Origin of the sequence: Pedobacter sp. KBS0701 (assembly GCF_005938645.2) — a bacterium.
GTDB lineage: Bacteria > Bacteroidota > Bacteroidia > Sphingobacteriales > Sphingobacteriaceae > Pedobacter.
On the sequence record NZ_CP042171.1, the window covers coordinates 5,586,634 to 5,609,263 of the forward strand.

15 protein-coding genes and 1 tRNA gene are annotated in these 22,630 nt (G+C 38.5%); 12 read left to right on the plus strand and 4 right to left on the minus strand.

Annotated elements, in window-relative coordinates; genetic code table 11:
• Positions 1 to 17 precede the first annotated feature (17 nt).
• Positions 18 to 620, minus strand: coding sequence for a porin family protein (locus FFJ24_RS22685; RefSeq protein ID WP_138819403.1), 603 nt, complete (start codon positions 618 to 620; stop codon positions 18 to 20).
• Positions 621 to 880: 260 nt separating this feature from the next.
• On the opposite strand from FFJ24_RS22685, the gene FFJ24_RS22690 reads away from it, so the two are divergent.
• The 5 genes from FFJ24_RS22690 to FFJ24_RS22710 all read left to right on the plus strand — a co-directional run bounded on the left by FFJ24_RS22690 (position 881) and on the right by FFJ24_RS22710 (position 9,700).
• Positions 881 to 1,096, plus strand: a complete 216-nt coding sequence (locus FFJ24_RS22690; RefSeq protein WP_010599278.1) for a hypothetical protein — start codon at positions 881 to 883, stop codon at positions 1,094 to 1,096.
• Positions 1,097 to 1,285: 189 nt separating this feature from the next.
• The gene (locus tag FFJ24_RS22695; RefSeq protein ID WP_138819404.1) at positions 1,286 to 2,977 is read left to right on the plus strand and encodes a S41 family peptidase; all 1,692 of its coding nucleotides are present in this window, start codon (positions 1,286 to 1,288) and stop codon (positions 2,975 to 2,977) included.
• Between the two features lie 27 nt (positions 2,978 to 3,004).
• The gene (locus FFJ24_RS22700) at positions 3,005 to 4,330 is read left to right on the plus strand and encodes an alpha-L-fucosidase (protein ID WP_138819405.1); all 1,326 of its coding nucleotides are present in this window, start codon (positions 3,005 to 3,007) and stop codon (positions 4,328 to 4,330) included.
• A gap of 313 nt (positions 4,331 to 4,643) precedes the next feature.
• Positions 4,644 to 6,902: a GH92 family glycosyl hydrolase gene (locus tag FFJ24_RS22705; RefSeq protein ID WP_138819406.1), complete on the plus strand. Its 2,259-nt coding sequence runs from the start codon at positions 4,644 to 4,646 to the stop codon at positions 6,900 to 6,902.
• A gap of 191 nt (positions 6,903 to 7,093) precedes the next feature.
• Positions 7,094 to 9,700: a glycoside hydrolase family 2 TIM barrel-domain containing protein gene (locus tag FFJ24_RS22710; protein ID WP_138819407.1), complete on the plus strand. Its 2,607-nt coding sequence runs from the start codon at positions 7,094 to 7,096 to the stop codon at positions 9,698 to 9,700.
• Between the two features lie 415 nt (positions 9,701 to 10,115).
• On the opposite strand, the gene FFJ24_RS22715 is transcribed toward FFJ24_RS22710, so the two are convergent.
• Both FFJ24_RS22715 and FFJ24_RS22720 read right to left on the minus strand, forming a co-directional pair.
• On the minus strand, positions 10,116 to 10,442 hold the full coding sequence (locus FFJ24_RS22715) for a 2Fe-2S iron-sulfur cluster-binding protein (RefSeq protein ID WP_025141835.1): 327 nt from the start codon (positions 10,440 to 10,442) through the stop codon (positions 10,116 to 10,118).
• 43 nt (positions 10,443 to 10,485) lie between these two features.
• On the minus strand, positions 10,486 to 11,496 hold the full coding sequence (locus FFJ24_RS22720) for an NAD(P)/FAD-dependent oxidoreductase (RefSeq protein ID WP_138819408.1): 1,011 nt from the start codon (positions 11,494 to 11,496) through the stop codon (positions 10,486 to 10,488).
• Positions 11,497 to 11,786: 290 nt separating this feature from the next.
• Between FFJ24_RS22720 and FFJ24_RS22725 the strand changes: the two genes are divergently transcribed.
• Positions 11,787 to 12,440 (plus strand): hypothetical protein, encoded by a 654-nt coding sequence (locus FFJ24_RS22725; protein ID WP_138819409.1) that lies wholly within the window; start codon positions 11,787 to 11,789, stop codon positions 12,438 to 12,440.
• A gap of 71 nt (positions 12,441 to 12,511) precedes the next feature.
• On the opposite strand, the gene FFJ24_RS22730 is transcribed toward FFJ24_RS22725, so the two are convergent.
• Entirely contained in the window at positions 12,512 to 14,638 is a 2,127-nt protein-coding gene (locus tag FFJ24_RS22730) for a prolyl oligopeptidase family protein (RefSeq protein ID WP_138819410.1), read from the minus strand.
• A 151-nt stretch (positions 14,639 to 14,789) separates the two neighbouring features.
• Here FFJ24_RS22730 and FFJ24_RS22735 point away from each other — a divergent pair, with 151 nt between their 5' ends.
• The 6 genes from FFJ24_RS22735 (at position 14,790) to FFJ24_RS22760 (ending at position 22,606) form a co-directional block, all read left to right on the plus strand.
• Complete coding sequence (locus tag FFJ24_RS22735) at positions 14,790 to 15,539, plus strand: UDP-2,3-diacylglucosamine diphosphatase (RefSeq protein ID WP_138819411.1); 750 nt, start codon at positions 14,790 to 14,792, stop codon at positions 15,537 to 15,539.
• 956 nt (positions 15,540 to 16,495) lie between these two features.
• Positions 16,496 to 17,569 (plus strand): peptide chain release factor 1, encoded by a 1,074-nt coding sequence (gene prfA, locus FFJ24_RS22740; protein ID WP_057933254.1) that lies wholly within the window; start codon positions 16,496 to 16,498, stop codon positions 17,567 to 17,569.
• A gap of 105 nt (positions 17,570 to 17,674) precedes the next feature.
• Positions 17,675 to 17,748: transfer RNA gene (locus tag FFJ24_RS22745), tRNA-Asp, on the plus strand.
• Between the two features lie 1,086 nt (positions 17,749 to 18,834).
• Complete coding sequence (locus tag FFJ24_RS22750) at positions 18,835 to 21,360, plus strand: ATP-binding protein (protein ID WP_138819412.1); 2,526 nt, start codon at positions 18,835 to 18,837, stop codon at positions 21,358 to 21,360.
• A 3-nt stretch (positions 21,361 to 21,363) separates the two neighbouring features.
• On the plus strand, positions 21,364 to 22,017 hold the full coding sequence (locus FFJ24_RS22755) for a hypothetical protein (RefSeq protein WP_138819413.1): 654 nt from the start codon (positions 21,364 to 21,366) through the stop codon (positions 22,015 to 22,017).
• On the plus strand, positions 21,986 to 22,606 hold the full coding sequence (locus FFJ24_RS22760) for an HNH endonuclease (RefSeq protein ID WP_138819414.1): 621 nt from the start codon (positions 21,986 to 21,988) through the stop codon (positions 22,604 to 22,606). The genes FFJ24_RS22755 and FFJ24_RS22760 overlap by 32 nt, the downstream gene beginning before the upstream one ends.
• Positions 22,607 to 22,630: the final 24 nt, after the last annotated feature.

The following is a 22,630-nucleotide window of genomic DNA, read 5'->3' on the forward strand; positions in this document are numbered from 1 at the left end:
GGCGCTTACTCATCAGCTTACAAAATCTTAAATCCTAAACTCAGTTGGAAAAGGTTAGGTTTCTGGCTGTATTTTTCACTTTTACTGATATTCGATAAACCGGCTTCATAACGTAAATCAACCGAAATGCTGCCTACATCTACACCTGCACCAAACTGTGCGCCCAATGCCTGGTTTTTGTAGTTGCTAAAATCTGTTGCCTGTTGGTAAGCTGAGCTAAAAGTCGAATTTTCATCCAGGATAAATGAAATTACCGGACCGGCCATTAGACGGAAGTTTAAGTTTTTGGCGCCGAATTTTGTTCCAAATAAAACAGGAACATCCAAAGTGGTAAATTTTACTTTTCCTTCAGCAGATACTTCGTTGCCGTTGTCCTGTTGGATGCTTATAAATTTGTTGCCTTTACTGCCAATGTAAGCTTCAGGCTGTACATAAAAGCTGGCACCGCCAATACGTGCCCAGGCACCGATTTGATAGCCTAAACGGTTTTCTTCGCTTGCAAAATCTGCATTTAATTTGGCTAAATTCACACCTGCTTTAACCCCCAGGTTAAACGTTTGTGCCTTTGATGTTGCCCAACCCAGGGTTAGGAAGACAATAGAGAAGATAATCTTTTTCATGTTGTTTAATTTGCTGTTTTAAAGGTTAGTGATTCCATAAATCGCTATGAATGTCATTTTTAGGGCGTTTTTGCAGATTCTTATTTCAGTTTTAACATTTACACAATATGGATTTTACACCTGATTAAGTTTTATAACGCAGTTTTAACACAATTATCGTGCAAAAAGAATTCACGATCCTCCACTTTTTTTATCACATCAAATAAAAAGGTATTAACCTGAACAAATATTTTTTACTTTTGCATCAAATAAAATATGCCATGGCTAATTTTCAACTGACTTCTGAAACTGCATTTAAAGTAAAAACTAAGTTTTTAAGGAAATACCGCGATCTGGCGAACGAGCCTTTAGAATTTACGCCGGGCAAAGAAGATCAATTGGTTGAAGATTTAATGCGTTTGGTGAAACGCGACCGGACCTACATCGAATTTACGATTCAAAAAGCACTTGCCGATACTAAAGGAAACAGGCTTTAGTTTAATTTATCTATCAGCTAATCCTCGTTTCTTTTTTAGCGTAACGCTTAATTTACGCATCACCCAAATAAGCAGTTTTTAATATTTACGGCTTTTTGTACATTTACGTTTGTACAGAATTACTAAATAATCTTTCAAACAGGTGATAATCTATTTATCCGGGCTATTGGAATTAAAATAAAAAGGGGAATGAAGAAACTAAAATATGGTCTTTTAGCAGCAGGTTTTGGGCTAGCTGCTTTATCTTTTTCATTTAAAGAAGATTTGTTCCTGGTATCTAAAAACCTAGATATTTTTGCCTCGCTGTATAAAGAAATCAACATCAACTACGTAGATGATACCAATGCCCCTCAATTGATGAAAACGGGTATTGATGCCATGTTAGATAGTTTAGATCCATATACCGAGTATGTTCCCGAATCGGAAATTGAAGATTACAAGTTAAAATATGTAAGTACACAGTACGGCGGTATTGGTGCCAGCACTGTTTTTATTGACGGAAAACTATTTATTAACGACATCAGTGAGGGGTATCCGGCAAATAAAAGCGACCTTAAAGCAGGAGATCAGGTGGTAAGCATAAACGGAATCGCAGTAAAGGGTAAAGATCGTCAGGAAATTAGTCAGTTGCTGCGTGGTCCTAAAGGCACACCGGTAGATTTGCTGGTCGTTAGAGATGGTAAGGAAATTACTAAAAAACTTGTGCGTGATGAAATAAAACAGCCTAACGTTTCTTATTCTGGAATGGTCGGAGATGGAATCGGTTATATCAAGCTCGATAAATTTCTGGAAAATTCCGGACAGGAGGTTAAAGATGCCCTGTTGGCTATTCAAAAAGAAAATCCAAAAGGTGTAGTTTTAGATTTGAGAAACAATGGTGGAGGTATTTTGCAGGAAGCGGTTAAAATTGTGAACCTCTTTGTGAATAAGGATCAGCTTATTGTAACCCAAAAAGGTAAAAATGTAGAGAAAACCATTGCCTATAAAACGCTTAATGCACCAATTTCTACTTCGGTTCCTTTGGTTGTATTGGTAAATGGAAATTCGGCTTCAGCTTCAGAAATTGTTGCAGGTTCTTTGCAGGATCTGGACCGTGCTATTGTGATCGGTCAGCGCAGCTACGGCAAGGGCTTGGTTCAACAGACTTTTAATTTGCCCTATAATAGTTTAGTTAAGGTAACTGTTGCTAAATATTATACGCCATCGGGCAGATGTATCCAAAAACTGGATTATGCCCATAAAAATGCAGAAGGGGTGGCCGAACGTTTTGCCGATTCTACCATGGTAATGTACCAGACTAAAGCAGGTAGAAATGTATACAGCGGTAACGGTGTTTACCCCGATATTGTGGTGGATGCAGCCAAATTAAGCCCGATTACGATTTCTATGCTCAATAAAAGCCTTTTCTTTAATTATGCAAATCAGTACAGGAAAGAAAAACCAGTATTAGCCTCAGCAAAAACCTTTCAGCTTTCAGATGCAGATTACGCCTCTTTTGCAAGCGGCCTTGCTGATAAAGATTTAACCTACCAAAGCCGTACAGAAAGATTATTATCCGATCTGCGCGTGGAGGCAGAGAAAGAAAATAAATCTGCTGAAGTAAAAACCGATCTCGAAAACCTTAAATATAAACTTACTTCTTCTAAAAAAACTGACCTGGTTAACCATAAGGCAGAAATTAAAAGAGTTTTAGAAACACAGATTGTGAGCCGTTATTTTTACGAAAAAGGAAGGATTGAACAGAGCTTTCAATACGATAAAGAACTTGCTACAGCTAAAAACCTTTTCGCCAATCAAACACAGGTTTTAGCCATTTTAAAAGGCGATGGAAACTATAAGGTAATTGGAAAACCAACCAAAGCCACTGCTTCCATAGACTAAACCTAACCAAACGACACCGCTATTCTTATGAAGAAACTAACCCTAATATGCCTTGTGCTATTAACTGCCTTACAGTTAAAGGCACAGGATTATACACCTACGGCTTCTAATTTAAAACAAAGAGCATGGTTTAGTGATGCCCGGTTTGGTTTATTTATCCACTGGGGACCTTTTAGTATACCGGGAAGCGGCGAATGGGTAATGAACGAACGAAAGCTGAATGTTCATAATTATACCAATCTTAAAGATTTTTTTAATCCGGTTGAGTTTAATGCCGAAAAATGGGTGAGCATGGCAAAGAATGCCGGAATGAAGTACATCACACTAATTACCAGGCACCATGATGGCTTCAGCATGTGGGATACTAAATATTCTGATTTCAACATCATGAATACGCCCTATAAAAAAGATATTGTAAAAATGATGGCTGATGAATGCCATAAGCAGGGCATACAGTTATACTTATATTACTCATTGCTGGATTGGCGCAGGGAAGATTATCCACATGAAACTGGCCGTACCGGGCAGAATTCAGGCAGAACCGGCAAAGGTGATTATGCCAGTTATTTGCAGTTTATGAAAAATCAATTGACCGAGCTGTTGACCAATTATGGCGAAATAGGAGGGATCTGGTTTGATGGGCATTGGGATCAAACCGAACCAGAAGGATCAAAAGACAGGACCTCGCGGATTGATTGGAAATACAACGAGATTTATGGTTTAATTCACAAAATTCAGCCACAGTGTATGATTGGTAACAACCACCATCTTAGCCCTTTTGCCGGAGAAGATTTTCAGATGTTCGAACGCGATCTTCCCGGAGAGAATAAATCGGGGCTAAGTTTTCAAAAGGCATCAGATAAATTGCCGCTAGAAACCTGCGAAACCATTTCAAATTCCTGGGGATATAATTTGAGCGATACCTATTACAAATCGAATAAAGAATTGGTTAATATGTTGGTTAAAGCAGCAAGTTTGGGTTCCAATCTTTTACTGAACATCGGTCCGATGCCGAGTGGTAAAATTCAACCGGAGTTTCAGGATCGTTTGGCGGGTTTGGGCAATTGGCTTAAAATTTACGGCGAAAGTATTTACGGGACAAAAGCAGGATTTATTAAGCCACAGGCCTGGGGAAGTATTACGCAAAGCGATAGGAAGGTTTATATTCACATTGTAGATGGGAAAACCAGTACACTTAACTTGGAAAACGTTCCGCTGAAGAAAATTAAAAAAGCGTATTTGTTAAAAGATAATAGTGCGGTAAACTATACTTTTAAAACATCGAAATTAACCATTACTACAACCTTAAATGCTTCAGAACCCGATCAGGTAATTGTTTTGGAGATTGGGTAATTGATAGGCTGCGAGGAATCGTCATTCCCAACTTGATTGGGAATCTTAATGCAATATGCTTTAAGATTCCCGCCTGCGCGAGAATGACGGACGTGCTAATGTATTCTGTCTCCGTCTATGGTAACATAGTGAAAGATTTTATTTGCTATTGTTTTCAACCATATAAGGCATCTAAGGGTGAGCAAGCTCAAATGTTCTTATATGGTAAACAAAGCCTAACGGCATACTAATGACGAAATTTTATATATTCTTCACACCTTTTATAAGAAAATAAACATAAAACGTTTTACTTTTAGATTTTTAAATCTATCACATGCAGTTCAAGAAAATCTCTTCCATTCTATTCTTAACAGCCTTTCTATTCTCTCTTAATGCAACTGCGCAGCAGAAACCCAAACTTACCCGGTATATTGATCCACTTATCGGATCAGCAAAACATGGACATGTTTTTGTAGGTGCCAATGTTCCGTTTGGAGCAGTACAACTTGGGCCAAATAATATTTTTGAGGGCTGGGACTGGTGCAGTGGTTACAATTATAGCAGCAATACCATCACCGGTTTTGCACATACCCATTTAAGCGGTACAGGTATCGGCGATTTGGGCGATATTTCTATTATGCCTGCAACCGGAAAATTGCTCCTGGAAAAAGGTAAAACAGCCGATGATCAGGGTGGTTATCTTTCTCAATTTTCCCATCAAAATGAAGTTGCAAAAGCTGGTTATTATAGTGTATTACTTGATAAATACCAAATTAAAGCTGAGCTAACAGCTACCGAAAGGGTTGGTTTTCATCAGTATACTTTTAAAAAAGGTGCTGAAAATCCTCATATCATCATCGATTTAATTGAGGGCATTGGTTGGGATGCACCTGTATCTGCCTCATTTAAGCAACTGGATGCTACAACCCTGGTAGGGCATCGTAATTCGAAAGGCTGGGCCAACGATCAGCGTTTATATTTTGTAATTAAACTTTCGCAACCAGTTAAAAACATTGCACTTTATGATAGCACCGTGGTTAAAAACGGCGCAACATTATCTGGTAAAAAACTTAAAGCGGCGGTTAGTTTTAATGCCATTAATAATGATAAACTGCAGATTAAAGTGGCCTTATCTCCGATAAGTATCGAAAATGCCATTTTAAATCTCAAAACAGAATTACCGGGCTGGGATTTTGTATCGACCGTTAAAAATGCTGAGGCAAAATGGGAGAAAGAACTGTCGAAGGTTAAAATTGAAGCGTCTACAGTTACTAAAAAGGTTTTTTATACGGCTTTATACCATACCATGATTGCGCCATCTTTATTTAACGATGTAAATAAGGATTATTTGGGAGCCGATAAAAAGATATACACCAAGGCCAGCTTCAATAATGTAACTACTTTTTCACTTTGGGATACTTATCGAGCGGCAAATCCATTGTTCACCATTCTTCATCCAGATAAGGTAAGTGATGTAGTGAATAGCATGTTGGCCATCTATAAACAACAGGGTAAATTACCGGTTTGGCATTTAATGGGTAACGAAACCAATACCATGGTGGGTTATCATGCTGTTCCGGTTATTGTAGATGCCTATTTAAAAGGATACCGTGGCTTCGACGTAAATCTGGCCTACGAAGCGATAAAACAATCGGCTATGCAGAAAACAGATGGCATTGAATACATTCAGGAGCTTAAATACATTCCTGCAGATAAAGTAAACGAATCAGTGGGTAAGGCTTTGGAGTATGCTATTGACGATTATTGCATTGCACAAATGGCGAAGGCACTGAATAAAACAGCCGACTACACTTATTTTAGCAAAAGGTCGAAACTATATAGTTTATATTTCGATCCGAGCGTTCAGTTTATGCGTGGTAAACTTGCCAATGGCAACTGGAGAAGCCCGTTCGATCCTTTTTCATCCAAACACCGTGAAGATGACTATGTAGAAGGGAATGCCTGGCAATATACCTGGCTGGTGCCACAAGATGTAGAAGGATTGATCGGTCTTTTTGGAGGGGATAAAGCTTTTATCAATAAACTCGACTCGCTATTTACCTTACCCTTAGACTTGGGAACCAACGGTTCGCCGGATATTAGTGGATTGATTGGTAATTATGCACAGGGAAATGAGCCTAACCACCATATCACTTATTTATATACTTATGCAGGTCAGCCCTGGAAAACAGCCGATCTGATCCGTAAAATCGACAAAGATTTTTATTCATCTAAGCCTGATGGTTTGTGCGGCAACGAAGATGTAGGGCAAATGAGTGCCTGGTATATTTTTACGGCCATGGGTTTTTATCCGGTAAATCCTGCAAATGGTGCCTATGTTTTCGGTACCCCATTAATTAATGGTGCTACCATTTCACTGGCAGGGAATAAAAAGTTCAGCATCAAGGTGATTGGTAATAGCGCAGCGAACAAATACATTCAGAAAATTGTACTGAACGGGAAGCCCTACAGTAAATCGTATATTCTTCATAAAGCCATTGTAGCTGGTGGAAAGATGGAGATTTATATGGGCAATACACCATCGGCAACCTGGGGTGTAAAACCTGAAGACAGGCCGATATCCGGAAAATAATTCCAGATAAAGTGTGAGGTTATATTTTAAACCTGATTTATCAAGAATTTGTCACGTTGAGCTCGTCAAGACGTCCCATACGGGTATTGTGGAAGGTCCTTCAATAGGCTCAGGATTGACAATTCTATATTTATAATACATCGTCATTAAAAATTAACCACAACAAGTATTAACTAAAATATCTCAAATAAATGAAGAAAATATTTCTACTTCTTTTGTGCTGTTCGGCCTTCATTGTAAATGCACAGCAGCGATACGAGCTAAACTCGGGCTGGGTTTGTACAAATATTATGGATGCACAAGCTAATGGTTCAGAAATTTCTAAATCCGGTTTTTCGCTTAATAGCTGGATGCCTGCAACAGTTCCAGGAACGGTTTTAACCACTTTGCTGAACAATAAAAAAGTTCCCGATCCATTTTATGGGATGAATAACGAAAAGATTCCTGATGTGTACAAAACCGGCAACGATTACTATACCTATTGGTTTGTAAAAGATTTTGAAGAACGTGCTACAGGTAACGAACAGGTTTGGCTACAGTTTAGGGGAATAAATTATAAAGCCGAAATTTATTTAAACGGGAAAAAAGTTAATTCAAAAACCCAGGTAGGGATGCATCTTAGGGCGCAATATAACATCACCAAACTGTTATCGGCTAATGGAAAAAACAGATTGGCTGTAATTGTTTATCCGCCAGATTTTCCAGGTAATCCTAACGGTGGCCAGGGTGGCGATGGAACCATTGCCAAAGGTTTAACCACCCAATATACGGCCGGTTGGGACTGGATACAACCTACCCGCGACCGTAACACTGGAATCTGGGATAAGGTAACTATCGAGAAAACCAAAAGCATCAATATCCAGAATCCACAGGTAATTACTTTGGTGCCGGGCAAACGTTTACAAGAAGGCAGACAGAATCCCGCTACCGTTAAAGTTTCAGTAGAAGTAGAAAACCCTACAGGCCAGGCGGTTTCGGGTACTTTGCAATATCAGATTGCCGGAAAGTTGATTAAACAATCAGCCACTATTACAGCCAATAAAACCACCACCGTTAAACTTCCTGATTTACAACTTGAAAACCCTAAATTATGGTGGCCAAGCGGTTATGGGGCACAAAACCTGTATGACCTCAAAATTGAATTTGTAGCTGCCAATCAGGTATTAGATCAGGAGCAGCTTAAAGTTGGTGTGCGTCAGATTGATAACGTCTGGAATGAGCATACTAAAAGTATGGGCGCTTTTGTAAACGGACAAAAAATTTTTATTAAAGGAGGTAACTGGATCATTTCTGATGCGATGTTACGCTTTAGTGATGCCCGCTATGATGCAGAAATCCGCTACCACAAAGATATGAACCTCAACCTGATCAGGATCTGGGGTGGGGCAATACTGGAAAGGCCTGAATTTTACAATGCCTGCGATAAATATGGTTTATTGGTGTTTCAGGATTTCTGGTTCAGTGGCGATTGTAACGGTCGTTGGGTAGACCCAATGAAAAAGGAAGACCAGTGGACACGCAGAAATTATCCGGATGACCACAACCTCACTTTAACTGCTATTGAAGATCAGATCAAAATGATCAGAAACCACGCTTCGCTGGCTTTTTGGTGCGGTGGAAATGAAATTACCCCACCTGAGGATATTTTAGAACCCTTAAAAAACGATATTCTGCCGCGCCTGGATGGAACGAGAAAGCTTTTTGATTTTTCTAATAGCGACGAAATGTCTTTCAACTCAATCGGTGGTAATGGTGATGGTCCGTACGGGATACAGGATATTAAAACTTTTTGGGGTACCAGAACTTTTCCTTACAATTCGGAAGTTGGATCGGTAGGGGTAGGCGATTATGTTTCCTTACTGCGTTTTATCCCGAAAGAAAACCTGGTTGCGCCACAATACAAAGCCAAGCCCGATTCGATATGGGATTATCATAAATACATTTCTTACGAGCAATACCTTAATCCTTACGGCAAGCCAAAAAGTGCCGAAGATTTTGCGATGAAGGCTCAACTGGCTAATTACGATCAATACAGGGCTTTGATGGAAGGATTCTCGAACAAAATGTGGGATTGGTACACCGGTTCCATCATCTGGAAAACCCAAAACCCCTGGACAGCCATGCGCGGACAGATGTACGATTATTACCTTGATCCCAACGCTTGTTTATATGGCTTGAGGAAAGGTAGTGAACCATTGCACGTGATGATGAATCCTTTGGATAGTATGGTTACCATTGTAAACAACGGATTTACCACCAAAAACAACCTGATGGTACAGGCTAAAGCTTACGATATGGACGGGAAAGATTATTTCTATTCTCAGGCATTCAATTCGGTTGGTCCATCTTCGGTGAGGAGACTTTTTCCTATGAATGAGTTTTTAACCAAACTGGATAAAAATGAGGGTGTATTTGTTTCGTTAAGAATTTTAGATCAGAAGCAGAATATTTTAAGTGAAAATCTTTATTGGCTGGCTGGAAAAGACGGCGAATATTCGGGGCTGAAAAACATTAAACAGATACCTTTAAAAGTTGAAGCCGTTGATCAGAAAAACGGAAAAGTGGCCGTAACCTTAAGTAACGCAGCTGGAAATCCTGTTGCGTTTTTTAACCGTGTTGCTTTAATTAACAGCAATAACAACGAGCGGATATTGCCAAGCTTTTATGATGATAATTATGTGAGTATTTTGCCTGGCGAAAGTAAAACGGTGACTGTAGAATATACCGGTAAGCAAAGTAATTTGGCGGTAGAAGTATATGGCTGGAATGTAGAGAAGCAGAAAGTAAACATTCAATAGATAAATTGTTAGTTAGATAATGTGTTAGTCGGGATTTATAATCCCGGCATTGGAACTAAGGATTTTAAATCCCTTTAAGTGGGTTTTTGAAATGTTGGGTTCTGTTTTCGTGGCGGATTGTGGCCCTGCTACCGCTGCAAGTCCTCACTCGCTCCGGGCTTTTCAGACCTCGCAGGTTTCACAAACCTGCGAGGTCTGAAAAGCAAAGTTCGCGTTAGGGATTGTAAGGGTTCAGTACCGATTTTTCATCGGTACCGGAGCGCAGCGTAGCCCTGGAAAGCCCGGACCCTTGCGCAGCTTGGGTAACTCCCAAATTAGTTTGTAGTTTTCGGTTGTCCGTTTGCAATTCACGGTCTATTAAATGAAAAAAGGCGACACTTTACGCATCGCCTTTTCATACAATATGTTTTACAACCTAGCTTACGCCATGTAATTTTACTTTTAATCCGTCCATATTGTTGTTTAACTGCAGTTGGCAGGCTAAACGCGAATTTGGTAAAAGATCAGGCAAAGTATCTAACATGGCATACTCATCGTCTGTCATTTCGTTAAGTTTTTCTTCGCCTTCTAAAACATCAACACAGCAAGTAGCACATAAAGCCATTCCGCCACAAGTAGCAAGAATATCGTACTCTGATGCCTTTAAAAACTCCATCAGGCTTAAACCCATGTCAGTTGGGGCAACGTGTTCAGTAACTGAGCCATCCGGCTCTTGCATATATATATTGATGTTATTTTCCATTTTTAGTTCTCTTGTTATTTGAATAGCAAATATAGGAGAAAGCTTAAAATTCTGAAACTCCGTTTACAGTTGTATATTTCATGGTGTATTTAACACCCGGATTCATGTATGAATACGCACTGTGACTCATTAATGCCGCCTCGTGGAAACCACAAAGAATCAATTTTAGTTTATTGGTGTAAGTGTTGATATCGCCAATAGCGTAAATTCCAGGAATGTTTGTCGAATAATCATCAACGTTAACCTCGATTGCACTTTTATTGATATTTAAGTTCCAGTCTTCGATCGGGCCTAATTTAGGACTCAAGCCAAACAAAGGAATTAAGTGATCAGCCTCTACCACTGTTTTTTCCATGGTACGGTTCTGCACAATTTCAACTTGCTCTAATTTGTCAGTTCCGTGTACGGCCTGAAGATTGCTGTTTAAAACCAGATTGATTTTTCCGCTTTCTGCCAATGCCATTACTTTAGCTACCGAATCTGGTGCACCACGGAAACTTTCGCTTCTGTGAACCAAAGTGAGTTCAGAGCAAACTTCTGCCAGGTAAATGGTCCAGTCTAATGCCGAATCACCACCACCTGCAATCACCATTTTCTGGTCGCGGTATTTCTCCGGATCAAGGATCATGTAGTTTACACCTTTACCGTTTTCAAAATTTTCCAGATTTTCTACAGCTGGTTTACGTGGCTCGAAACAGCCTAAACCGCCGGCAATAACGACAACTTTAGCTTCGATAACGGTACCCATATTGGTGGTTAAAACGAAATCGGCTTCACCGCGTTTTTCTAAACCTTCAATACGCTCACCTAAAGTAAAGGTAGGATGGAAAGGTTTGGCCTGCTCCATTAAATTATCGATAAGTTCCTGAGCCAGTACAGAAGGATAACCAGGGATATCGTATATCGGTTTCTTAGGGTAAATTTCAGACAGCTGACCACCAACCTGAGGAAGGTAATCAATTAAATGACAACGCATTTTTAATAAACCGGCTTCAAAAATGGCAAATAAACCAACCGGACCAGCGCCTATTACGGCTATATCAGTAGTGATCATTAAAGAAAAATTTGACGCAAAGTTACAAAATAAAGTCTTATCAATTCTGCTATTTAGAAATATTCTAGATAATTTTGCAATCCTATTATATTCAGTATTTTATATGCTTTGAGCTAATCGAAAACAAAAGTTAAAGGTTTTTAATGATTTAAAGCAAATTATAATTGGTCTATGGGTTTAGTGGGGAATAGAAAATTTAACTTCAAAAGCTGTTAAAGAATGGCAATAAAATTACGAGTTGTAGCTAAAATTCCAAAAAAGTAATAACTTCCCTGATATTCTAATTAACGATGCTTGATTATTTTTTTATTGCTCTGCCTCTGGTTGCAATTTGGGTATTGCTGTTTCTGTTTTGTGGACGGAGCTGGCAATTGCCAGCTGCCTTTATTCCTTTCTGCATCTGGGGCCTTTATTCAGGAAATAGCCATTGGAAATGGTTCTTAATCATCCCTTTGTTATCCCTATTAGTCGTTGATCTGCACATTACAGTAAAAGAAACCAAATTTAGTCGGGAGATCACTATTTTGAGTTATGTTTTAACCATTCCGTTTTTAGTGTTCTATCTATTTTATGGACGGGGATTTGTGAAGGATGGAACTTTGGTTTCTGTTATTTGGGGCTATATTTTTCAGATTCTTGTTTTAATATTTGTGTCTAAATTCTGGTTTTCCGACATATTGTTGTTATTTATAAATCGTTTGTCAATAAAGGATAAGCGTTATGTAGAAACACAGGTGATAAAGAAGTTGATGAAAACGGTGGGCAGATCTACAAACTATTATGTTGTGTTTTATAACCTAGGTAAAATGAAAGTTTCGGGTTTCTTTTATGTGTACTTAAAGTTTAAAGGGGTGCAGGCAGAAGATAGAATAGAAATTGTAATTAAGAGGGGCTGCTTGGGAACAGAGTTCATCACCGGCTTCCCAAAAATTCTATCTCGATAATATATTGCCACAGAAGCAAAAGACTGCATGGGGGAATTTCCATGGTTTTTTACTTCTATGGCAGAATTAGATTACCAGCTCATTCCCAAATTCTGAAATACAAAACTCCACACATCAGCCGCTTCTTCAATTAGTTTTGTGGTGGGTTTGCCCGCCCCATGACCGGCTTTGGTTTCAATCCTGATTAAAACCGGATTTTCGCCTTTATATTTTTCCTGTAAGGTTGCTGCGAATTTGAAAGAGTGCGCAGGTACCACGCGGTCATCATGATCCGCAGTAGTAATTAGGGTTGCAGGATAATTAACGCCACTTTTTACATTATGGAGCGGTGAATATTTGATCAGGTAATCAAAATCCTCCTTTTTATCGCTGGTTCCGTATTCAACAGCCCATCCCCATCCAACGGTAAATTTATGATAGCGTAGCATATCCAGCACGCCAACCGCGGGTAAAGCTACCTTGAAAAGATCAGGTCTTTGGGTCATGCAGGCACCAACCAAAAGTCCGCCATTTGAGCCACCCGAAATGGCAATTTTAGCTGGATTGGTATATTTTTCTTTCACCAGGTACTCAGCTGCGGCAATAAAATCGTCGAATACATTTTGCTTTTTGGCTAACATGCCGCCTTTATGCCAGGCCTCGCCATACTCGCTTCCTCCACGTAAGCTTGGTTGAACGTAAATTCCTCCCCGTTCTAAAAATAACATTCGCGATAGACTGAACCCAGGCGTTAAACTAATCTGGAAGCCGCCGTAAGCATAGAGATAAACCGGGTTATTGCCATCCAGTTTGATGCCTTTTTTGTGTACGATAAACATGGGTACTTTTGTGCCGTCTTTTGATGGATAAAATACCTGTTTGGTTTCATAATCGTCGGTATTGAATTTCAATTCCGACTTTTTATATAAAATTGATTCAGCCTTGCCCACATCATAACGGTAGATGGTGCCTGGAGTGGTGAAATTAGAAAAGGTATAAAAAAATTCTTTATCTTCTTTGTAACCGCCAAAACCTCCAACGGTTCCAATTGCCGGTAGTTTTACTTCGCCAATTTTCTTTCCGGTTAAATCAAACTGAATAATATTGGTGCTGGCATCTTTTAAATAAGTAGCCCAAAGAAACCCTCCGCCGGTTCCAATACCCTCTAAAGCTAATTTCGATTCAGGGATAATTTTCAGCCAGTTTTTAGGATCTGCATTTTTTGGATCAACCAAAACCACCTGTTTGTTTTCTGCTCCTAAATCAGTGTTCACCAATAATTTATCGCCTATGTTGTCAACAACGTTGTGATTATGCTCATAACCTTTAATTAGTGGCGCTATTTTGCTATCTGGGCCGTTTAAATCTTGATAATACAATGCATTGCCTGAAGTACCGGCACTGGCATAAACCACCAGAAAGCGTTCATCTTCGGTAACATTGGCACCAAAATATAGATTTGGATTGGTTTTATCTTCAAAAATTAATTGATCGTTTTGTTGCTGATCGCCCAATTTATGGAAATACACTTTTTGGTATTTATTGGCTGCAGAAAGATCGGTTCCTTTGGCAGGTTCGTCAAATTTACTGTAGTAAAAACCATTACCTTTCCAGGCTGCACCAGAGAATTTTGTCCATTTCAGCTCATCTGCTAATTTGGTTTTGCTGGCTATTTCTATTACGTAAATATTGCTCCAGTCTGATCCTGCTTGCGCAACCGAATAGGCTAGGTATTTTTTGTCGTGAGAGAATCCCAAAAGCGAAACGGCTGCTGTTCCGTCTTTTGTGAGTGTATTTGGATCGAGAAAAACCTCTTCCTTACCTTCTAATCCCTTTTTAATAAACCAGATGCTTTGGTTTTGCAGTCCATCGTTTTTGGTAAAGAAATAATATTCGCCAACCTTAAATGGAGCTGATTCTTTAGGATAGTTCCAGATTTCAGTTAAACGCTTTTTAACGTCTGCACGGTAAGGAATCTGCTCCAGATAGTTTTGGGTGACCTTATTTTCGGCAATCACCCAGGCCTTGGTTTCGGCAGAGGTGTCGTTTTCTAACCAACGGTAAGGATCGGCGATCGTGGTGCCGAAATAATTGTCTTTGGTGTCGTCTTTTTTCGTTTCTGGATATTTCATCAATGTTATTTTTTCTGCTGGTTTTTTGCCCTGGTTACAGGCAAAAAAGCTTAGCGCAAATAAGGATAATAGAATTTGTTTTTTCATAGTGAAACAGATTTATTTACTAATATATGTCTTTTTTGCCTTCGGGTTGATTACACCTGTTTATTAAGCGATTTTAGTTTTAGTGTTTATGCTTTAGCCTTTGGTCTTTCTTCTTTAGTCTTTAAGCTTTTTGAGTTACCTTTGAAAACCCATGGCAAAAAATATTTATTTCGCTTCCGATTTTCATTTAGGTACGCCTAATTATGCCGAAAGCCGTGCCCGTGAAGCGCGTATTGTAGGTTGGTTAGATTTTATAGAACCAAATTGTGGTGAATTGTTTTTAATGGGCGATATTTTCGATTTCTGGTTCGAGTATGCTAAAGTGATTCCGAAAGGATTTATCCGTTTACAGGGAAAACTGGCAGCCATGGCCGATGCCGGAATAAAAATCTACTTTTTTAAAGGCAACCACGATATGTGGGTTCGCGATTATTTTACCCGGGAAATCGGGATGGAAATTATCAGTGATGAACTGATCATCGAAAGGGGAGGTAAGAAATTTTACCTGCACCATGGCGATGGCTTAGGACCGGGAGATAATAAATACAAATTTTTAAGAAAAATTTTTAGAAGCAAAGTTTGTCAATGGCTGTTTGCACGTTTGCATCCAAATTTGGGTATTGGTATCGCCAATGGCTGGAGCCAGGGGAGTAGGGCCGCACAAACCGAAAAAGAAGTTTTTTTAGGTGAGGATAAAGAATGGCTGGCCATTTATGCCAAAGAACATCTGCAGAAGGCATATTTCGATTACTTTATTTTCGGACACAGGCACCTGCCGCTCGACATTGATTTGGGTAATGGTAGCAGGTATGTAAATATCGGCGAATGGCTCAACTATAATTCTTATGGGGTATTTGATGGGCAGGAGTTAAAACTGGAATATTATAACCCAGATGCTTAATTTTTGAGCCGTTTAGCTATTTGGGTTGCATGTCGCCTGGATGTTTAATCTACAGTTCCTAAACCCGATAAAACGAAAAGCCCGGAGCGTAGCGAAGACTTGGAGTGATAGCGGGGCTGCTGGCTGCCATAATTGAGGAACTGCCTATTTCCAAAACCTCTAAATAATGCTTTTCCAAAAGTAAATCAATTGTTCTAATTATATTAGATGTCCATTTTTTAGGAAAGCTAAACCAGAAGCATTTCTTAATGTTCGCCGGGCTTTTCGTTATAGTCCCGATTTTGAAGGAAAATCGGGAGCTGCCACTTCAATCCCGTTTAGTTAAGCGGGTCAGTGGTACTATTTTGGGGTTGCACGTCGCCTGGATGCACGGTCTACTGTTTCTAAACCCGGTAAAACGAAAAGCCCACAGCGTAGTGAGGACTTGGAGTGATAGCGGGGCTGCTGGCTGCCATAAGTGAGGAACTGCCCATTTCCAAAATCTCTAATTAATGCTTTTCTCAGCATAAAACTATTTTTCCAACTATATTGATGTCCATTTTTTAGGAAAGCAAAACCTGAAGCATTTCTTAATGTTCGCCGGGCTTTTCGTTATAGTCCCGGTTTTGAAGGAAAATCGGGAGCTGCCGCTTCAATCCCGTTTAGTTAAGCGGGTAAGTGGTGCTATTTGGGGTTGCATGGCGTCTAAATGCACGGTCTACTGTTCCTAAACCCGATAAAACGAAAAGCCCACAGCGTAGCGAGGACTTGGAGTGATAGCGGGACTATTGCCCGCCACTGGCACAAATCCCTTCATTTTCTAATTTTTAATAAAACCATTCCTTTGCTTAATACCTCTACAGTTAACCGATTAACCATTCTCACCAAACAAACTAATTCAGCTTTTTTCCTTATTTTTGCATTTCCTGAATTTTTGAGCCTATTCCAACCTTCAGGAAATTTCAACTAGAATAAATATGTTAGATAAATTAGAAGCTATAAAGCTGCGTTGGGAAGATGTAGAAGAATCGTTGAGCAATCCGGATGTCATTCAGGATATGAAACGTTTTGCGGCTTTAAATAAAGAATATAAAGATTTGGGCAAAATTGTAGATGAATATAAAATCTACAAAAATGTGATGAGTAACATCGATGCGAACAAAGAGATCTTAGCTACTGAAAAAGATGCTGAAATGCGCGAGATGGCAAAAGAAGAGCTCGATCTTTTGTTAAAACAACAGGAAGAAATGGAAAGCAATATCCGCTTGATGTTGATTCCTAAAGATCCTGAAGATGCCAAAAATGCGGTTTTTGAGATCCGTGGCGGTACCGGTGGAGATGAAGCTGCTTTATTTGCAGGCGATTTATACCGCATGTATACCCGTTATTTCGAAACTAAAGGCTGGAAGGTTGAAACTGTTGATGTAACCGAAGGTACTGCGGGAGGTTATAAAGAGGTGATTCTGAAAGTGAGTGGTGATGATGTTTATGGTCAGTTAAAGTACGAAAGTGGTGTACACCGCGTGCAACGTGTGCCAGATACCGAAACACAGGGTCGTGTGCATACCTCAGCTGCGTCTGTAGCAGTTTTACCAGAAGCAGAAGAAATTGATCTGTATATTAACCCTGCCGATATAGAGCTGCAGACTTCGCGTTCGGGCGGTGCCGGTGGACAGAACGTAAACAAGGTAGAAACTAAAGTGCAGTTAACGCATAAACCTTCGGGTATTGTGGTGGTTTGCCAGCAGGAACGTTCTCAGCTGGGTAACCGTGTAATTGCGATGGAGATGTTGCGTAGTAAGCTTTACGATATCGAATTGCAGAAAAAGAATGGTGATATTGCTGCTAAACGTAAAACAATGGTATCAACAGGAGATCGTTCGGCTAAGATCAGAACTTATAATTATCCTCAGGGCCGTGTTACCGAACACCGCATTGGCTTAACGATGTATAACCTGCCGAGCATTATGGATGGCGATATCCAGGAAATTATTGATGCACTTCAGTTTGCGGAAAATGCAGAGAAGATGCAAGAAGGTGCTGTAGGTTAGTTAATTACGATTATTTTAAAATAAAGTTTGCAAATAAGAATTTTGTCTCTATATTTGCAACCTCGAAAGGGGAAAGAGGTTTAAGCTTTTAAAAAGTAAACAAAAGGAGTGGTAGTTCAGCTGGTTAGAATGCCTGCCTGTCACGCAGGAGGTCGCGGGTTCGAGTCCCGTCCATTCCGCTCTAACACAAAAACAACCATCTAAATGCTTGATATTTAGATGGTTGTTTTTTTAAAAAATCACGTGCGTTTCAATTTCTATTCAAATGATCATTTTGTAATTTTCTTAAAATCAACTACTTACGGAATAGTCGGGTTTCGAGCCCCGTTCATTACTTTAAATTTACTTTGATAAATCTTTTTTATTTTGTTCCTCAACCTGTCTAAAGGTTATATTCACTATGATCTGGGCAATCAACTCGATTAGTTGCTCTTCTGCGCTAGTGAGGGAAGGTTCGTGGTTTTCAGTCTTATTCTTCCTTCTAGCTCTGCGTTTTTTCACTGGCGTTCTATAAAATTATTCTGGACACTCTTGAATATCTAAAAACGTATGAGCAAAGCCTTCCGCTACATATGAATGATCTTTAAAGTCTGTGCGCTGTCCGGTGACCTTCCTTTTTTAGCTTTATAAACCTTTTGCTTAACATTCAAAGATCGTCTGTCGTTTTCAGCTTCAGAAGTAGATAGATAAACTAGACTGCGAGTAAGATTTTATTGTCAGGTATTGACAAATCCAAATCCTGATCCAATAGCTTGGAGGAGTTGCCCAGCTTAATTAGCCTCGAATCATGTATTACGCATCGACAATGTTGCGGCTAAACAGATCCCATTTGTTAAGTAGGATGAGATTGAGTTTGTCGTTTGTGATCTTCGATCGATGCATCATCGCAACCCATGCTGGTCGATCAAAGGTTTTGGCAGAATGGCCGTCAAGAACAATTTCCAAACTGTTGGTGTGACTAAACAATGCTTATTCAATTGGTCATGTTGGCTTCTTTGAGAGTGCACTTTTATAGCCTGCTCAGCAGTGCTAACACGAATATAGAATATTACTTTTTGCATCCAAATCCTTTCCGACATATAGGATGACATTCAGTTTATGTTTCCATAATTATATATTGGTAGACTTGAATCATTATATTATTGTTGTAGAGAGGGTTTAATCTGATACAATAGAGAACTAGTATTACTAGTAATTGATATGTTAAACAGGTAGATAAAATTTATCTCTCAAATTTTATCTACATTTATGGCTCTTTGTAAATTATGGCAAAAATTCCTTTTTCGGTTTCAGCAAGAACTGCTAGGTTAATTGGGCAAGAAAATTTCACTAATGCAGAAGGAGCAATAGTTGAACTTGTCAAAAATTCCTATGACGCGGATGCGAAAGTGTGCTTGGTTATATATGATATATCATTTCTTGAGTTTACGAATCCCCTTAGAGAGGCGGATATAAATACTCTAAAAAAATACAGTCCTGAGTTATTTGAGGAGCTGACATTCGATGAAGGAACTTTTCACTTGACTGAACCAGCATTAAAAAAATACTACAAGAAAATCAGACAGATTCTTTGGTCACAGAATTCAATATTCATTATTGATAATGGTGACGGTATGGACGATTCAATCATTACAAAAAACTGGATGACAATAGGCACCGGGAATAAGGAATTTGAATTTGTTTCAGTTGATGGCAGAATTAAAACAGGGGCAAAAGGTATTGGACGCTTTGCGTTAGATAGACTTGGTTCATTATCGGAAATGTGGACAATACCTAAAAAAACTGTTGATGGATTCTATTGGAAAATGGATTGGCAACAATTTGAAACCCCTGGTTCCTCACTGGCAGATATTAAGGCAGATTTAGAACCTAGCAAAATAAATATCCTACGGTTTTTACAAGAAAATTTCGCTGACATTGAATTTATTAAAAGTCTTCCATCGAATTCATTTTCGCATGGAACAGTAATTAAAATTTCTAAACTTCGGGATGATTGGGAAGATTCTCATTTAGATAACTCTTTTAAAAACCTAGAGGCATTAATTCCGCCAAAAGAACTTGCTATTCCCTTTAAGGTGTTTCAAGGACATCTTCAAGAACCCAAAGCCTATGGAGAGGTTGACACTGCCTTTTTTAATGATTATGACTATAAAGTCTCGGCATCCTATAATTCTCAAGATTTAAAAGTGAAACTTCATATTACAAGGAACGAACTTGATCTTAAACTTATTAAAGGCAAGTTTAGCTTTTTGTATGAAAATACCGAGAAACCTTATGATTTGAAAACTCTTGAACAAAAGGAGTTTGATGACTCAAAAGATATTAATGAATTAATGAAATGGCCAAAAACCGAAAGTAATACTTCATTACTAAAAGATGTTGGAGATTTTACTTTCAGTTTTTATTTCCTAAAAAATACCGTTTCATCCAAAGAAGATTATCCCTTTCTTGGTATCAGCTATCAGGAAAGGCAAAAAGTGATATCACGGTTTGGTGGGATTAAGATTTATAGGGATTCCTTTAGAGTAAGGCCTTATGGTGATTCTGGTAATGACTGGTTGAAACTTGGAGAGCGGGCTCAAAGAAGTCCAGCCGGACCCGGACAGCGTATCGGCGATTGGCGAGTTGGCCCAAATCAAATTGCTGGTATTATCAATATTTCGAGAGTGGCCAACCCTAAAATAGTTGACAAATCCGACCGCGGATCACTAGTGGAAAACACATCTTTTGACCTGCTGAAAAAAATTGTAGAAAGTACAATACATTATTTTGAGTACGACCGTTCTAAAATTCTAAACCCATACTATTTATACTTTGATGCTGAGAAAAAAAAGCAACGCCAGAAAGAAATTCAAGAAGCTGCGGAGAAAATAGCTGATGAATTATATGCTAAGCGAAAGGCAGAGGAAGAAAGAAACAAGGATGAGGATGAAGATAAAGAGCCGCATGAAAACGAGGGTGGTCTTGGAGATGAAAAGGAGCAGTTTCAGCGAATTTTAGAAGAAAAGTTAACGAATTTCCAGATTGACGATGATAAGGATGCTGAACTTGCCCAAGTTCGTAGTCTAGCGAGTTTAGGTCTTATAGTTTCATCTTTTGCTCATGAGTTAAGAGAAATAAGAAATAATGTCGAAGAGATTCACGACTTAGAAACTATATACACAAGAATAGTTCATCCTGAACGTAAGGCTGAACAACTTTATTTAGATGGGTTAAATATTATTGAGTTATTAAAAAGTGGAGGAGAAAAAACCAAGCATTGGGTAGATTATTCATTAACAGCAATTAAGAAAGACAAAAGAAAGCGGTCCTCTTTTAACTTCAAAGACTATTTTAATGGACTTAAAAAGAATTGGGAAGTGCCACTTAATGATCGAGGAATATCCTTAGAGATTTATGATGAAGGAACTTCGAACTATCAATTTAGAGCCTTTGAAATAGATATGGATACGATCTTTGGGAATCTAATCACAAACTCAATAGATTCCTTTAATAATATTGATGTTATCATCCAAAGAAAAATAATGATTAGTCATAAATTATTGGATGGCAGAATTGTTATTATATATCAAGATAATGGTACTGGCTTGCCAGATGTATTTACTAATAAGAATGATATTTTTCTGCCTTTTACAACTTCAAAAAAGGATACAAAGGGAAATGATATTGGTACTGGATTGGGAATGTATCTTGTTAAGATGGTTATGCAAGATAATAGTGGAGAAATTGATATTTTAGAATCTGATAATGGTTTTTGTATTAAATTGGATTTCCCAACTAGAAACAATTAAATTATGTATAAAATAGGCTATGTAGATGAAAATCCTCAAGAGGTTATTAAATTCGAAAGAAAGCTGAGGGATAACTTTAGCTTGATTGGATATGATATGCCAAAGGGTATTGATAAAAAAGAACTATTGGATCAAATTTATGATTCCAAGGTGGATTTTTTGATGGTAGATTTTTTGATGAGAGATAAAGGACATGTTACCTTTAACGGAGACGAAATTGTTCGAGACTTTGAACATATTATGCCACGTTTTCCGATGATTATCTTTACAAATAATAAAACTGATGCATTCCCAGCTGTCGATACCCCCAATATCATATATGAAAAGGATATCATTAATTCTGACAAGCAATACCTAATTCAGATGATAGAAAAGAATATTCTGAATTATCAAAGTTATATTTTGGAGAGAAAAACAAAAGTTCTAGAATTAATCGAAAAGAGAGAGAGTGAGGGGCTTAACTCCAAAGAAAAGGAAGAACTATTTTCTTGCCAACTAGATTTAAATAATCTTGATAATAGGTCAAAACAAACTCCTGGTTTTTTAGTAAATGACTTGAAGCTTGACAATCTAAGGGATACAACTAAAGAAGCTGAAGATTTTTTGAATTCACTAATTAATAATAATGATGACTCCGGTTCGGCAGACAACTCCTAAAAGAAGAAATATCACAAAGGCAGTGAGCCATTGGACGAAGCACAAAGCAGATTTAAAACTTGATTTTAACTCTTATTGCGCCTACTGCGGATCTTACGATGGATATCGACACACATATTATGAAGTAGATCATTTTGTACCCAAATCTTTTTTTGAACCGTTAGGCAACATTAGCCTGACACAATACGACAATTTAGTTTATTCCTGTAAATTTTGCAATAATCACAAAAAACATAAGTGGCCGTCTCAAAGTGAAATAATTTATCATAACGGGACTGAAGGGTTTATTGATCCTTGTTCTGAAGAGTACGATGATCACCTTTTTAGAACTGCTGATGGAGCTATTATGTGGAGGACGACACTGGGGAAATGGATGCACAACGTAGCATTCAAGTTTGATGAAAGAGAAAGAGGTTTACAATTGTTATGGAACCTAAATAGACTTAGGTTAATTATTAAAAAGCTGACCCTTATCAAAGTAAAATTTGAAGTAGACGATCCAATCTATCTGGAAATCGACAATCGATTAAAATCATATTCGCAAACTTATGTTCAATATGACATTGAATTGATTGAATACTATAGTTAACTACTTATTTACTCTGCCTGTTTT